Raw genomic sequence first — 15,816 nt, forward strand, 5'->3', positions numbered from 1 at the left:
ACCACAAATTACCATGTTTAATACAGACCTATTCGGACATTATTTCACGAATTATTTCCATGCATGCAACTTTTTCATAAATATCTGTGCATCGTTCCAAACTATATCGAACATAATCCATTACTTCTTTATGATCACGAAAGAATACCGGAACTTTATTGATCGTATTCGCCATAATTGCACGGGTAATCATTCGATCCTGCCCTTTAAACAGTTCCGTTAACTCCTGTTCCAGCTTACGGGCTTCTCCAGCCATCATGGTTTCATCAATGGTCACTACCTCATTTTTTTCTTCCAAATCCACGAACAAGCTATTTGAGAGAAGGTTCTGAGAACGTTTTAATACATTCATGGGAGTTTCAAGCATCAAGCTTTTGACCAAGCTAACATGGTTCTGAGTCACTTCATAAAATGCACCTTCTAATTTATCTGTTTCAAATAGTAATTGCTCCTGTACTCCTTCCAAATCACTAAATTCATCCAAAATACTATCAAAGATATCCTTCTTCTCCTTGGTAACAAAGACAGTATTAATATCGCTGATGATTTTTAACGCGGCTTTTCCTGCACTATCCGGAACATCATCCGCAGCTTGTACCATTCCTGCATATGGGAAGCATAGTAGTGATGCATAAACGTCATTCACAATCTCTTGAAGTGCATAATATACACTAGTTTCTGTCTCTAGGATTAAAGTTGCAAGCTGAAGTGTATTCTTCGCGCTGACAAACATCTCACGAGTAAGATTTTGGTAATCTAAATGTGACAACTGCTCTTTCTTCTCCCATAGTTCCGGGTATTTGCTGTCCATATTTTCAACTTTAAATAACATGGCAGAGGTACGTAGCATATATAAATAAGACTCCAGAGATGATGTATCCCCTCCAAGATAAGGTTTTATGCTATCTCTTAATATATCAAAATACTTTTGTTTTGTAATTCGTACCGGCAATTGCCCAATCATTTCTTTAATCTTTTCATTGATGATAAAGTTATCTTCGGTGTCAAATATGAAGTTTAGGATTTCTCTTGCTAGCTCATCCTCATCAACAAACTCCACTTCCTCCTTAAACCGATATTCGATTCGATTTAGAATGTATTCATAGATTTGAAAGGTATCCGCATAGGTGGTTAACGCTTCCATATGCTTCATTATATTATTACGAATTGTATCAAGCGCTATAATTGCTTTCTCTCGTTCACTGCCTGCACAATTTCCTACAATGTTATCACATATAATACCATTCACTTGGTCGATATAATCTAACGCATCTTTACTCCAGGTATTTTCATCATCATAATATGCTTCATAGAGTGTAAAATAATGCATCGCAAGACGTACCTGCGCTGACTCATGATATTGATTTGCCATGTAGTTAAATAATTGCGGGATATTCTCCTCTAGGGATTTCCCCTTTTGAACATCCTGACTAATCTGTTTGATTCTTTTGTCCATAATACTTACCATCCTGTTCCTATATCATTTCTAATCTTTGTATATCATCTGAATTACTCTATATTATAGCAGTTAATTCCTAAATAAACCAGTAATTTGACATCTTTTATGGTTAATTGAGAATAAGGGGCTGTTTCAAATATATCTTGAAGCGACCCCCTGTAATTTATAACTATTTGTAATTATATTCAAAGTAATAATATTTGTCTATCCTCGTGTTAGTGGCGCTTTTGAATTATGCTTTCGCACCCCTTTGTGTAAGTTTATGCCGAGAATTCGCAGGCACATACTTCGTATGTGTTTATACTTTTTTGTAATCCACATTAATCTTTATGAACATGTTCATGAGTAAACAAATGATCCATACAATATTCATAGTTTCCGTCACATTTTGAGCAAAAGCGGAATTCCAAATTATCTCCGTCTAACTCCGTTCTTCCACAAACTGCACATTTATGTCTGGTTACGACGTTACGTCCCTGAAACTGTACTACATTTCCTTCACTTTTTGCCTTGTTCACCTGTCTTCGATAAGTTGCCTTGCGCTTTATCTCACCCGGAGAGATTCTGTGATAATTTCTCGTTGCAAAGAAGAAAAGCAAAAAGTTTGCAATTGATGCCACCATCGGGATAATCATTAAATAATTATGAACACGTATATACATCAAGATATTAAAAATATAAAACAATCCAAAGAACCAGGCCACATACTTTGCTTTCAGCGGGATTAAAAAGTATAAGTAAATCGGGGAGTTTGGATATATAGCCGCAAACGCAAAAAACAAGGTTTGACAAATCACATCCACACAGGAAGGCCATCCGCCCACAAATCCAAGCATGTAAAATATCCAGTAACCCAGTATATTAAACAAAACACCTACAAGGAGATAAAGATTCAAACGGAATGGACCCCAAGCATTCTCCAAGGATTCTCCGAACATATAATAAATATACACAGTAATTGCAGTCCAAAAAATACTTTTCATATAGGAAATCGGTATAATGAATGTAATCAATCTCCATACTTGACCATCTGCTACCTTACTAAAATCCAATGCAAGGAAATTGTCATATACACCCGGTGCAAGCATTTCAAGAAACAATCCCACTGCATACAGAACCACTACATATCTCATGATACCTCTAATTGCATAACGTCCTAATTTTCTTTCTAATCTATCAAGTAAATTCATTCCAAACCTCCATATTGCTACTTCACGCCTCAATTTCCCAAATGAAATTAGAAATATTACATGCGCTAACCTCAGGGTTCATTTATAGGTGAAATTAACACAACTGATACAATAAGTACTTTGTATCCGTCAAAGTATTATTAAAACACCTTCTTTTTTCGAAATATCAATATTATAATAGCTGCCACCAAAAGAGCAGAGCAAACTACAATATAAAATCCTAATCGATTATGCATTCCTGGTATAATATCAAAGTTCATACCATAGAAGCTTGCAAACATCGTAGGAATTGATAGTACAATCGTAACTGCTGCCAAGAACTTCATTACGATATTCTGGTTATTGGATATAATTGATGCAAAGGCATCCATCGTACCACTTAAAATCCCACTATATATATTAGCCATCTCAATCGCCTGTTTATTCTCAATAATCAAATCCTCCAAAAGATCTTCATCCTCTGGATAATGTTTTATGCTTTCAAGCTTTAACATCTTCTCAAATACCACTTCATTTGAACGTAAAGAGGTAGTGTAATATACAAGACTCTTTTCTAACTCCAAAAGTTCAATCAGCTCACTGTTTTGGGTTGCAATGTGTAGCTTTCTTTCAATCTCGTCACTCTTTCGATCAATCGATCTCAGGTTCTGAAGATAGGTCGATGCATTACGGTACAGCATTTGAAGAATAAAACGGGTTTTCTTAAAGGTATAAAAATCTCTTACACGACCGTCGATAAAGCATTTTAATACCGGAGTTTCCTCCAAACAAACCGTAATAATCCAATCCTTCGCAACAATAATTCCAAGAGGAATCGTAACATAACGATCCTTATTATTTCTTTTCTCCAACGCTGGGATATCTACAATGATTAAAGTGTAATTATCCTCCACTTCGATTCTCGCACGCTCTTCTTCATCGAGCGGGGCTCTGAGATGATCAATCTCAATTCCGGTTGCTTCAGCTACTTCCAATAATTCTGTAGCAGAAGGATTCGTCATCGCAATCCAGCTACCCTCTGTAATTTCTGTCATTCTCTTTAATGATCCGTCTGCTGTTTTAAAAATGTCGATCATAATAGCTCCTTTCCCCTGCGCACAGCAGTGGAAATATATGCATTACAATCAAAGGGTGAATTCTTCACCGGTAAGCATAGTAAAACCACTGCTGATAGCAGTATCTGTTAAATTTTCTTTTTTACTCTCTTTCTTACGACTATCGGGGCCGGCTTCCATCCTTACCACATCCTTTTATCTTGAATTTATTTTCTTTGTTACATTAGGCAATTTAATCACCAATAATTCTAACTAATTATATGTTTTTCTATATCCTTTGTCAAACAAAACAGCTGGTAAAATATTTACAGTACCCAAATCAGCTTAAACACTTAGTTTCTGTCACTTCTTACTATATTATATTACCACAATACATATATGGTTAATTTCTAATTCCAACCCAATATAATGTATATTTTTACAAATCTTCAAGACACATGGATTAAAAATCTTGAACTTCCCTAGCATGTATCGTATAATATATAAGTATGTATACATAAAGATTACTAATGAGTTAAGTGTAGAGATGCACTTTTCATTATGGGTATATGATGCCAATTTAAGTTTGGGAGGTCATAATGTTAAATAAATTAGGAATTGACATCGGTTCAACCACGGTCAAGATTGTCATAATAAACGAAAATGGAGAACTCCTTTTTTCCGATTATGAACGCCACTTCGCTAATATCCAGGAAACATTGGCAAGTTTAATAAAAAAAGCTTCTGATTCGCTCGGCGAGATTACAGTATATCCTGTCATCACCGGCTCCGGCGGATTAACTATATCAAAGCATCTAGATATTCCTTTCGTGCAAGAAGTTGTAGCGGTATCCACATCGTTACAGGACTATGCTCCACATACCGACGTAGCAATTGAGTTGGGTGGCGAAGATGCAAAGATCATCTATTTCACAAACGGAATCGATCAGCGTATGAACGGTATTTGTGCTGGCGGCACCGGGTCCTTTATTGATCAGATGGCAAGCTTACTCAAGACAGACGCAGCCGGATTAAATGAATATGCAAAAAGTTATCAAGCGATTTATCCGATTGCTGCCCGCTGTGGTGTATTCGCTAAAACAGATATTCAACCATTAATCAATGAAGGTGCAACAAAACCTGATTTATCCGCATCCATATTCCAAGCGGTTGTTAATCAGACAATCAGTGGTCTCGCGTGCGGTAAACCAATTCGCGGAAATGTAGCATTTTTAGGCGGCCCGCTTCATTTCTTAACAGAATTAAAGCAAGCCTTCATCCGTACATTGAATTTGACGGATGATGAGATTATTTCACCCGAACATTCTCATCTGTTTGCCGCGATCGGCTCTGCAATGAATGCAAATCCAGAGATTTCAAAAACATTGTCCGAGCTACACGAATTACTTTCAAAGGGCATTGAGATGGATTTTGAAGTACACCGAATGACCCCTCTTTTTAATAACGAAGAAGAATATGAAGAATTTAAAAAGAGACATTCCTTACATAGTGTGAAAAAGGGAAATCTATCCGAATATAAAGGCAACTGTTTCCTTGGAATTGATGCCGGTTCAACTACCACGAAAGTTGCATTAGTAGGGGAAGATGGTTCCCTTCTCTATTCCTTTTACAGCAGTAATAACGGTAGTCCGTTAAAAACAGCAATCCGATCCATTAAGGAGATCTATGACCTCCTTCCGGATGGTGTCAAAATTGTACGATCCTGCTCCACTGGTTACGGCGAAGCATTAATCAAGGCTGCCCTGATGCTTGATGAAGGTGAAGTTGAAACAGTAGCTCACTATCATGCTGCTGCATTCTTTGAGCCAGATGTTGACTGTATTCTTGATATCGGCGGACAGGATATGAAATGTATCAAAATAAAAAATCAATCCGTAGATAATGTCCTCTTAAATGAAGCCTGCTCCTCAGGTTGTGGCTCCTTTATCGAAACTTTTGCCAAATCTCTGAATTATGAAGTGCAAGAATTTGCCAAGGTTGCTCTTTATGCAAAAAATCCAATTGACCTTGGTACCCGTTGTACCGTATTCATGAACTCCAAGGTGAAGCAGGCACAAAAGGAAGGCGCAACTGTTGCCGATATTTCCTCCGGTCTTGCTTATTCGGTTATTAAGAATGCATTATATAAAGTTATTAAGATCACAAATCCGAAAGATCTCGGTAAAAAGATGGTTGTTCAAGGCGGTACCTTTTATAACGATGCCGTACTGCGAAGCTTTGAAATCATCTCCGGTTGCACTGCGGTTAGACCCGATATAGCCGGAATCATGGGTGCTTTCGGTGCTGCTTTGATCGCCAGAGAACATTTTGACGGAGAAGACAGCTCCATGCTGACAATCGATCAGATTAATGAGTTAAAATTCGAAACTACGTTAGCAAGATGCAAGCGTTGTACGAACAGCTGCTTATTAACAGTCAACAAGTTTACTGGAAACAGACAATTCATCACCGGTAATCGTTGTGAGCGTGGTTTAGGTAAGGAAAAGAATGTGGATAATATTCCAAACCTATTCGAATATAAATTACAACGCTATTTTGATTACACAAGCCTTACTGCTGAGGAAGCAACGAGAGGAGTAGTTGGTATCCCCCGTGTACTTAACCTGTATGAGAACTACCCGTTCTGGCATACCTTTTTCACAAAGTTGGGATATCGTGTGGTACTATCTCCTACCTCTAACCATTCCATCTATGAGCTGGGTATCGAGTCAATTCCAAGTGAGTCAGAATGCTATCCGGCAAAGCTTGCGCACGGACATATCAAATGGTTGATTGATAAAGGAATAAACTATATCTTCTATCCAAGCATTCCTTACGAGCGAAAAGAAGTCGATGGTTCAAACAACCACTACAACTGCCCGATTGTTACCTCTTATCCAGAAAATATTAAAAATAATGTAGAAGAGCTTAGAGATTCAAAGATTCAGTTTGAGAATCCCTTTATGTCATTTGAAAGCAGCGATATTCTATACAATCGTTTACATGAATTATTCCTAGGTAAATCCGGCATCAACACCTCTGAATTAAAAGAGGCATTTACCAGCGCATGGAAAGAATTGAACACTGCAAGACAGGATATGAGAAAAAAAGGTGAGGAAACCATGGCATATCTACATGCCTCCGGCCGCAAAGGCATCGTACTTGCCGGTCGTCCTTATCATATTGATCCCGAGATTCACCATGGTATTCCCGAATTAATTAATTCCTACGGTGTTGCTGTTCTCACAGAAGATTCCATCTCACACCTTGGTCAGATTGATCGCCCGACTATCGTTATTGATCAATGGATGTATCACTCCAGATTATATGCCGCTGCTTCATATGTACGAACTCAGCCAAATCTAGAGTTAATACAATTAAACTCTTTTGGTTGTGGTCTGGATGCGGTTACAACCGATCAGGTTAATGATATACTAACAAAATCAGGTAAGATATATACTGTATTAAAGATAGACGAAGTAAATAACTTAGGTGCTGCAAGAATTCGTATCCGTTCCCTGTTATCTGCAGTACGAGAACGCGAATCAAAGCATATTGAATCACAGCAGGCATCTTCATCTCATCATAGAGTAATTTTTACTGAAGAGATGAAGGAAACCTATACAATACTTGCACCTCAGATGTCTCCGATTCATTTTGATTTATTACAACCGGCTTTAAGAAGTGGTGGCTATAACGTAGTTGTTCTTCCGAATGATAATCGTCATGCAGTGGATGTCGGTTTACAATTTGTTAATAACGATGCCTGCTTCCCTTCCCTTATGGTTGTTGGTCAGATTATGGATGCTTTGCTATCCGGAAAATACGACTTAAATAAGGTTGCCGTTATGATTACTCAGACCGGTGGTGGTTGTCGTGCTACTAACTATATCGGATTCATCCGAAGAGCGTTAGAAAAAGCAGGCATGCCTCAGATTCCGGTAGTTTCCCTCAGTGCCTCAGGCCTTGAGAAAAACCCTGGTCTCAAAATCACACCGAAACTTCTTATGAGAGCAATGCAGGCGCTGGTTTACGGCGATGTGTTTATGAGAGTTCTTTACCACACTAGACCTTATGAAAAAGTAGCCGGTTCCGCAAATGAGCTTCATGCTAAATGGCGTACAAAGTGTATCGAGAGTTTAAAAACAGGTAAATGGGGCGAATACAAGCGTAACCTTCGTGGAATTGTAGAGGATTTCGATAATCTCCCTCTTCATGAAGATTTAAAGAAGCCAAGAGTTGGTATTGTAGGAGAAATCTTAGTAAAATTCCTTCCTGCTGCGAACAACTATCTGGTAGAACTACTTGAAGCAGAAGGTGCTGAAGCGGTATGCCCGGACTTAATTGACTTCTTCTTATATAGTGCTTATAACAGTAATTTTAAAGCCAGATACCTTGGTAAGAAAAAATCAAGTGCACATATTAGTAATACTATCATCTGGGCGCTGGAACAGCTTCGTAATCCGGCTAAAAAAGCGTTAGCTAAGAGTAAACGCTTCACCCCTCCGGTTCCAATAAAGGATCTTGCAGAATATGCAGAACCGGTAGTATCCACGGGTAACCAGACTGGTGAGGGCTGGTTCTTAACCGGTGAAATGCTTGAATTGATTCATAGTGGCGTGAACAACATCGTTTGTACTCAGCCTTTTGCATGTTTACCGAATCATATCGTTGGAAAGGGCGTAATCAAAGAATTACGTAGACAGCATCCCGAGGCCAATATCGTAGCAATAGACTATGATCCAGGTGCCAGCGAAGTAAATCAGCTAAACAGAATCAAATTAATGCTTTCCACCGCGGTAAAGAATATGAACAAATAATTAATTGAAACTTATCATCTTAAATTATTAATACAGGGTAGATACAATATGATGCGACAGAAAAACCCGTCGACATCGTTTCGACGATGATATTTGTATCTACCCTGTACGTGTTTCTACGTGTAACATTGTGTTAAAAATAATATATAAGAATATAAGGGGGAATGTTGTAAATGTTTAAAAACCGTAATGGTCAGTTGCGATCCGGATGGAAAATCGCAATTATGATGCTTATCACTATCTTTGTGATAATTATTAGTGGAGTTGTCGTATATATTTTCCAATCAATTCGTGCTATTTCAAAATCCATGGTAGACGGATCAGTTGATATGGAAAAGCTAACGAATATAATTGGGGCAGATCGTACTGCACAAATGATTACAATGGGATTACAAGAAATCATGATGATTCTTGTTCCCATTATTATATGGAAATTCTTCATAAAGCGCACCCTATCGAACATGGGCTTAACCTCACTGAAGAAGAATTACAAGGATATGATTGTAGGATTGCTTTTTGGCATTATATCAATCAGCCTTGTATTTGTATTGCTCATCCTAAGTGGTAATGCAAATGTCACAAAATGGGCACCTAGTTTTTCTGTAGAGCAGCTTATTTATATTCCAATCTTTATCTCCGTTGGTTTTGCAGAAGAGATTTTCACCCGTGGTTATATAATGTCAACACTTCGCCAAACCGGTAGTGCCCGTGTTGCTGTGCTTGTATCCTCTGTAATATTTGCATTAATGCATGGTATGAACACCGGAGTAAGCCCGTTGGCTTATCTTAATCTCGCATTAGTTGGGATCCTATTCGCTCTTATGTATCTAAAATCTGGTAATCTATGGATGTGTATCGGTTATCATATAACCTGGAATTACTTCCAAGGTAATATTTATGGATTTAAAGTGAGTGGCGAAACAACCAAAGGAATCCTAACTACGGATTTCCCTAGAGCAAATCTATTCAACGGTGGTGCATTTGGACCCGAGGGCGGCTTATTCGTTACCATCATTATTCTTCTTGGATTGTTCTTTGTTCTACGTTATTACAGAAACAGTACGTTTGATTTCATCGCTTCGGATAAGATTGTTAAGAAGCGTGATATAGTAACAGCGGCATCATCCGTTACGAAAGAATCGTAATTGTTGATTTTAGGATAAAAAGTACAGACTCTTCGATACATAAAAGAGCGATAGCAGTATGTCTAGTTGATTTTTTCAGATTAACTGAACATACTTTATCGCTCATTTTATTTTCAAATTTCACAACCATTATAACCAACAGGCTAGGCGTACCCACTTTCTAACAGACAAATGTTATAACTACTTATTTTTTCTTATTGCAACCGCAACCATTCTCTTCTGATGAGTCTATATTCTTTTTCCCATCTGGCTTCGTTAACTCCTCCGAAAACTCACTGGAATAGCTTTCACGAAATCTCATTTGGTTATTTGGCTTATCATTTTTCTGGGTCTTACCCAATATCTTCATGATAAAATATATCACTCCAAATAATATTGTTATGATTACACCTGCAATTAAACCCGATGCCTGTTCAGAGATAAAAGGCATGCTCGCAATGATTACAATAATGCTGATTAATGCAATCCATGATGTATACGGATAACCTGGCATCTGACAATGACCATTTGGCGGGCATCCACTATTCTTTCGAAAACGTATATGAGTCGCAACGATAGCTGCATACGTTAGAAGTGTGGCAAATCCACCGGAACTGATAAGGAATATATATGCATTGGGGAATAATAATCCTAACCCAAGTCCTACCAGCATGGCTACGCCCGAGAAGATAATTCCTCGATAAGGAATATCTCTTTTATCTTTAATCCATTTCGGTGCATTTCCGTCATCCGCAATCGACCTCATCATACGACCAAGTCCAAACATTGATGCTAACATCGTTGATAGAATTGCCGATACTAATACAAAGTTGATAATCTGCCCTGCCCAGCTCATACCCCAGCGGCTAAGTGCTGCTACCATCGGACTCACGTCGGTTGTAACCTGGGATGTTGGTATTAACGGAAGTAAGGCAGCCGCAGATAAAATATATAATGCAACTAAACTGATAACCGTATACATAATTGCTCTTGGAATTGTCCGATGTGGATCCTTTGCTTCTGATGCAGCCAGACCGATGATTTCAAAACCTGCATAGGAAAAAATTACAATCAACATACTTCCTGCTATACTTTTAACACCACCGGGCATAAGAGACTCCGTCGCTAATGCACCTCTCCCTATCGCTCCATGGTTACCGATTGCCCCAACTATAAGAAGAAAGGCAAGTAAAATAAATGCTACCACCGCAAGTACTTTGACTAAAGACAGACTACTTTCTAATTTACTAAGCTTATCTGCCCCCAACAGATTAATCAGTGTTACCGCAACAATAATTAATGTTCCCATAAACGGAATTGAAATACGTGGAAACCATTCTTTAATAAGAATAGATGCTGCTGTCGCCTCACTGGACATGGCAAATATCATACCAATCCAATATACCCAACCAACCACAAAGCCAGCTCCCGGACCGAATACCTGCGCTGTAAAGCTGTAAAATGATCCGGAATTTGGATTTGCTACCGTCATCTCCGATAAAGCAAATAGGATAAAATAAACCAAAATACCACCCAAGATATATGCTATCACGATAGCAGGTCCTGCTGCTTTTACCGCAACGGAAGAACCCAGGAAAAAGGAACCTCCAATTACACAACCCAATGCCATCATTGTTAGATGCCATGCCGATAAGCCTTTTTCATGCTTTTCCATATTGTCTCCTCCAAGCTATTTTCTATAAATCACCGAGAAACATGTCTGTAAGTTTCTTTATATCCTTAATGAACATAATATAAATAACGTAAACAAAAGATTCTTTAACGTTATTATTCCTTGATTTATAAAATAAATACTGCTTGAGGATTGCTATATAATGACAACTTAATGCGTGGTCCATAAAAACTAAAATGCACAAATTACGCCATCTGTGATGATGACATAATTTGTGCATTTGGACTGAACTATTCTTTATGTTCTATCAATTATGCATGATATTGCTTTATTAAAATTTTCAAAAAATACAATCAACCAATTGAGTAGATATCTTTAATGATAAAATCACCTCAATCGATCTGCCAATCAATCGGCTCAATTCCGTTTGATACCAGGAATTCATTCACCTTACTGAAATGTTTACAACCCAAGAATCCTCGATAAGCCGATAAAGGGCTCGGGTGAGGTGCTTCTAATATCAAATGCTTTGGATTGGTTAACATGGACTTCTTCATCTGAGCGGGTTTGCCCCATAGAAGGAACACAACCGGACAATCCTGTGCATTGACGGCCTGGATAACCGCATCGGTAAACTTCTCCCAGCCCTTGCCGTGATGGGAATTTGCCTGGTGAGCACGAACTGTAAGTACGGTATTCAACAATAAGATGCCTTGTCTGGCCCATTTTTCCAAGTAGCCGTGCTTCGGTATGTAACAACCCACATCCTGGTTTAACTCCTTATATATGTTTACCAATGAAGGTGGAATGTCTACCTGTGGCTTAACGGAGAAGCTTAATCCATGAGCTTGTCCTTCATTATGATAGGGATCCTGACCAAGAATTACTACCTTAACCTGACTTAACGGTGTAAAGTGAAAGGCATTAAAGATATCATCAGAATTTGGATACACCACTGTATTCCCATATTCCGATTTTACAAACTGATCAAGCTCCGTGTAATATGGCTTTTTAAATTCTTCGCCTATTGACGGAAGCCAATCATTATTGATCATACTCAAATTATATCCTCATTTCAATTTAAATTCTTACGCTTACACCTTTACCACTGAGATAGTGTTTTAAATCCATTATTTCCATTTCTTTATAGTGGAATAAGGAAGCTGCTAAAGCCGCATCTGCTTTCCCTTCCGTTAATGCATCATAAAAATGATCCATCGTGCCTGCTCCGCCGGACGCAATTACCGGAACCGGTACATTTTCCGAAATCACTCTTGTCAAGTCTAGATCATATCCATCTTTTGTACCGTCACAGTCCATGCTGGTAAGAAGAATTTCTCCCGCGCCCAATTCACAGGCCTTCATCGCCCATTCAACGGCATCTATTCCCATATCAACACGTCCGCCATTCTTATAAATGTTCCAGCCGGTACCGTCTGCTCTTCGCTTTGCATCGATTGCAAGTACTACACATTGGCTTCCGAATTTATCCGCTGCTTCACTGATTAAGGTAGGATTTAGGATGGCTGCCGTATTTACAGCGATCTTATCCGCTCCTTCTCTTAATATCAGCTTAAAATCATCAACTGTTCGGATTCCTCCACCCACGGTAAAAGGAATAAATACAGTCTCAGCAACTCTACGTACCATATCAAGCTTTATCGTTCTGGCATCTGATGAAGCAGTGATATCTAAAAATACGAGTTCGTCTGCGCCTGCCTTGTCATATGCAGCACCTACCTCAACGGGATCTCCTGCATCACGCAGATTTACAAAATTAATCCCCTTTACAACACGACCATTATGAACATCCAAGCATGGAATAATTCTTTTTGTAAACATGTAACCTCCATTCCTACGCATATTTAGCGTATCCATTCCGAATTATAAAGCAGCAAAGTTCTTCAGTATTGTTAGTCCAACGTCACCGCTCTTCTCAGGATGAAATTGGCATGCATATACATTATCTTTTTCTATAGCTGCATGAATCAATGTACTGTAGTGAGTGGTAGCGGCAACATCCGCTTCCTCTTTGGCTTTTAAATAATAGGAATGTACAAAATACACATAAGATCCGTCAGGAATCCCTTTAAACAAAGTTGCATTCGAGTTGAATGAGAGAGAATTCCATCCCATATGAGGTATCTTTAATCCTTCACAATCCGGTATTTTAAGAATGTCACCCTTGATTATCGACAATCCCTCCACACCTTCACATTCATCACTTCGTTCAAATAAAAGCTGCAGCCCTAAGCAAATACCAAGAAATGGAGTGCCTTTGGAGACTACTTCTTTAATTGTATCAACTAATTGATAATGATGTAGTTTATTCATTGCATCACCAAAGCTTCCGACACCCGGAAGGATAACCTTATCTGCATTCAATAACTGCTCTTTATCTCTGGTTATTACGGCTTTTTCTCCTAAGTGAATTAAAGCTTTTTCAACGCTTTTTAAATTACCTGCATCATAATCAATTATTGCTATCATTCTTCTTCATCCCTTTACTTTGCAAATTATCTTTATTTTCTAAAACAACATCATATACTTTTAAGCTGTATTCCTTCATATTCTCAATTTTTATCATGCTCATCGCTTGCTTTTCCGATAGATTGAATACTCTTTTCAGTTCAGCCAGAATCTGTACTCTTACATAATTCATATCAGTCTTAATACCCAGCATATCGGCAAGTTTAATATATTTATCATATCTTTTCAATCCTTTTAACAAAGAATCTAATGCCTGCGGATACTCCTTTATCATATAATAATTATTATAAGAGTTTAGTTCCTTATTTACAAACATAACCGTTTTTATTTTTTCGTAGAGCTGGATATCTTCATCCTTAATATCTACGCCATACACTTCATAATATGCTTGAGTATATTTCTGCTTATCAAAATAATTTGATGCATGTTTTATAGAAATCGAATAATTTACTGTATTAGAACCTACATATAATAATAAAGCTAATAGTCCGAAGAATACAAATACAATTGCGGCTCCCATGCGATTAATTCTTCCGACATCTTCATCGATTTCATCAATCACCTGCATTAATTCTTTCTGCTTTTTCTCTTTCGGCTTCTTTACTTTTTCCTTTTTCTTTTTATTTTTATTCTCAGTGCCTTCTTCATCCTCTTCGGAATCGTTACTACCGGCCTTCTTTTTATCTTTCGATTTTTTCTTGGCTTTGGGTTCCTTTTCCTTTTTAGGCTTTTCTTCAAGCGGCTCTAGCCCAGATGTTTCTGCAAATAGGTCATCTTCATTCTCATTGGTCTTAGAATTTTCATCTTTAACATTACCAAACAAACGCTGAAACCAGCTTTTTTTTGGCTGTTCTTCGGAATCATCCACTTCAGCTTTCACTGATTTATCATTTTTGCGTTTTTTCTTTTCCTTCTTTTTCTTGCCTTTTTTTTCTTTCTCTTCTTCTAACTTCCCGAATATCTCATCTTCGTTGAGATTTGGATCATTTAAATTTGATACCGCTTTTAATGCATCAGAAAATACCTCTCCCACATCCGAAGGGGCATCACCTTTCTTCTTATCTATTTCGCCATTCATTAATTCCTCAATTGCTTTTACATCCTCGGCAACCGGATCATCGGAAGAGATCTGATTTAATAAGGATAGTAAGTCATCCGATTCATTTTCTTGACTAAAATCATTCTCAGACTCATTATTCTCAAGCTCTTTCTGCCTTCCAGCCAAATCCAAATTATCAGGAATTTCGTTGCTGGTATCTTCTATTGGTTGCTCTCCCGAGAAGGCATCCAAACCATTCAATAAATCGTTAAAATCTGCATCATAATCATCTTCTTGACTATAATTATCTATTTCTTCCTCATTCACGTTATTGTCACCAAAGTCTTCATTATTGTTTTCAGTAGAAAGGTCTTCCCCATGCAATTCTTCCTTATAAGCTTCTTCCTCATCTATATCAGCTGTGGAAGCAACCGCTATATCAGAAAAGCTATCATTATCTAAAAGTGGATTTATTTCAGAAGGCATATCCTCTTCAGCATAAATATCCTTATCATCAGAACTATCATCATCTGAATAATACTCCGCTTCTGTAGCGCCGTCTTCAGTGGATATCTCTGCGTTGGTTTCCACATTTTCTTTCTCTGACGAATCATCTACACTTGCAAATGCTCCATCCTTACGCAGCTGATCATGAGTCGGAATTGAATAACCGAATAAATCTTTGTCACTGATGATATCATTCATATCAAAATCTGATAAATCTTCATCAAAAGAGAGCTGATCAAAATCGCCCAGATCAAACTCATCCCCTTCCTCAACCCCTTCATATCCGGAGTATTCGTTCGTAGGAAGCTTCTCTGAACCTATATCCTGTGATGATATTTCCTGCGACTTATTATAAATCGCCTCCGTATCAGGCTCGGTGTTTTTAACGGAATTTAATAAGCTATCCAGGTAACTCTCGTTGGATCTAGCATCCTCCTTCTGTTGACAGCTATCACAATATTCTTTTCCATTTGGTATTTCTGTTTCACACATTTTACATTTTGCCATTCAAGCACCGTCC

Annotated in this window: 10 protein-coding genes; 2 read left to right on the forward strand and 8 right to left on the reverse strand. The window is 38.0% G+C overall.

Annotated features, from left to right (window positions below; genetic code table 11):
* Positions 1-28: 28 nt before the first annotated feature.
* The 3 genes from AC6IWN_RS10955 to AC6IWN_RS10965 all read right to left on the reverse strand — a co-directional run bounded on the left by AC6IWN_RS10955 (position 29) and on the right by AC6IWN_RS10965 (position 3,725).
* Complete coding sequence (locus AC6IWN_RS10955; RefSeq protein ID WP_497987455.1) at positions 29-1,456, reverse strand: hypothetical protein; 1,428 nt, start codon at positions 1,454-1,456, stop codon at positions 29-31.
* Positions 1,457-1,779: 323 nt separating this feature from the next.
* Complete coding sequence (locus AC6IWN_RS10960; RefSeq protein ID WP_497987456.1) at positions 1,780-2,649, reverse strand: hypothetical protein; 870 nt, start codon at positions 2,647-2,649, stop codon at positions 1,780-1,782.
* Between the two features lie 140 nt (positions 2,650-2,789).
* Positions 2,790-3,725, reverse strand: a complete 936-nt coding sequence (locus tag AC6IWN_RS10965; RefSeq protein WP_497987457.1) for a magnesium transporter CorA family protein — start codon at positions 3,723-3,725, stop codon at positions 2,790-2,792.
* A 557-nt stretch (positions 3,726-4,282) separates the two neighbouring features.
* On the opposite strand from AC6IWN_RS10965, the gene AC6IWN_RS10970 reads away from it, so the two are divergent.
* Positions 4,283-8,503: an acyl-CoA dehydratase activase-related protein gene (locus tag AC6IWN_RS10970; protein ID WP_497987458.1), complete on the forward strand. Its 4,221-nt coding sequence runs from the start codon at positions 4,283-4,285 to the stop codon at positions 8,501-8,503.
* Between the two features lie 173 nt (positions 8,504-8,676).
* The gene (locus tag AC6IWN_RS10975; protein WP_497987459.1) at positions 8,677-9,648 is read left to right on the forward strand and encodes a CPBP family intramembrane glutamic endopeptidase; all 972 of its coding nucleotides are present in this window, start codon (positions 8,677-8,679) and stop codon (positions 9,646-9,648) included.
* Positions 9,649-9,832: 184 nt separating this feature from the next.
* On the opposite strand, the gene AC6IWN_RS10980 is transcribed toward AC6IWN_RS10975, so the two are convergent.
* The 5 genes from AC6IWN_RS10980 to AC6IWN_RS11000 all read right to left on the reverse strand — a co-directional run bounded on the left by AC6IWN_RS10980 (position 9,833) and on the right by AC6IWN_RS11000 (position 15,803).
* Positions 9,833-11,302: an amino acid permease gene (locus tag AC6IWN_RS10980; protein ID WP_497987460.1), complete on the reverse strand. Its 1,470-nt coding sequence runs from the start codon at positions 11,300-11,302 to the stop codon at positions 9,833-9,835.
* Between the two features lie 350 nt (positions 11,303-11,652).
* Positions 11,653-12,321, reverse strand: coding sequence for a uracil-DNA glycosylase (gene ung, locus AC6IWN_RS10985; RefSeq protein WP_497987461.1), 669 nt, complete (start codon positions 12,319-12,321; stop codon positions 11,653-11,655).
* 19 nt (positions 12,322-12,340) lie between these two features.
* Positions 12,341-13,102 carry an imidazole glycerol phosphate synthase subunit HisF gene (hisF, locus tag AC6IWN_RS10990; protein ID WP_497987462.1) on the reverse strand — a complete coding sequence of 254 codons (762 nt, stop codon included), beginning with the start codon at positions 13,100-13,102 and terminating at the stop codon, positions 12,341-12,343.
* Between the two features lie 42 nt (positions 13,103-13,144).
* Complete coding sequence (hisH, locus tag AC6IWN_RS10995; RefSeq protein ID WP_497987463.1) at positions 13,145-13,750, reverse strand: imidazole glycerol phosphate synthase subunit HisH; 606 nt, start codon at positions 13,748-13,750, stop codon at positions 13,145-13,147.
* Positions 13,734-15,803 carry a hypothetical protein gene (locus AC6IWN_RS11000; RefSeq protein WP_497987464.1) on the reverse strand — a complete coding sequence of 690 codons (2,070 nt, stop codon included), beginning with the start codon at positions 15,801-15,803 and terminating at the stop codon, positions 13,734-13,736. Before AC6IWN_RS11000 ends, hisH begins: the two co-directional genes overlap by 17 nt.
* Positions 15,804-15,816 lie beyond the last annotated feature (13 nt).

This window comes from Variimorphobacter sp. HTMS_6, from assembly GCF_059717775.1.

Coding starts and splice junctions, on each gene's coding strand:
- AC6IWN_RS10955 (WP_497987455.1), bottom strand. CDS start 1,456: ATGGACAAAAGAATCAAACAGATTAGTCAGGATGTTCAAAAGGGGAAA.
- AC6IWN_RS10960 (WP_497987456.1), bottom strand. CDS start 2,649: ATGAATTTACTTGATAGATTAGAAAGAAAATTAGGACGTTATGCAATT.
- AC6IWN_RS10965 (WP_497987457.1), bottom strand. CDS start 3,725: ATGATCGACATTTTTAAAACAGCAGACGGATCATTAAAGAGAATGACA.
- AC6IWN_RS10970 (WP_497987458.1), top strand. CDS start 4,283: ATGTTAAATAAATTAGGAATTGACATCGGTTCAACCACGGTCAAGATT.
- AC6IWN_RS10975 (WP_497987459.1), top strand. CDS start 8,677: ATGTTTAAAAACCGTAATGGTCAGTTGCGATCCGGATGGAAAATCGCA.
- AC6IWN_RS10980 (WP_497987460.1), bottom strand. CDS start 11,302: ATGGAAAAGCATGAAAAAGGCTTATCGGCATGGCATCTAACAATGATG.
- hisF (WP_497987462.1), bottom strand. CDS start 13,102: ATGTTTACAAAAAGAATTATTCCATGCTTGGATGTTCATAATGGTCGT.
- hisH (WP_497987463.1), bottom strand. CDS start 13,750: ATGATAGCAATAATTGATTATGATGCAGGTAATTTAAAAAGCGTTGAA.
- AC6IWN_RS11000 (WP_497987464.1), bottom strand. CDS start 15,803: ATGGCAAAATGTAAAATGTGTGAAACAGAAATACCAAATGGAAAAGAA.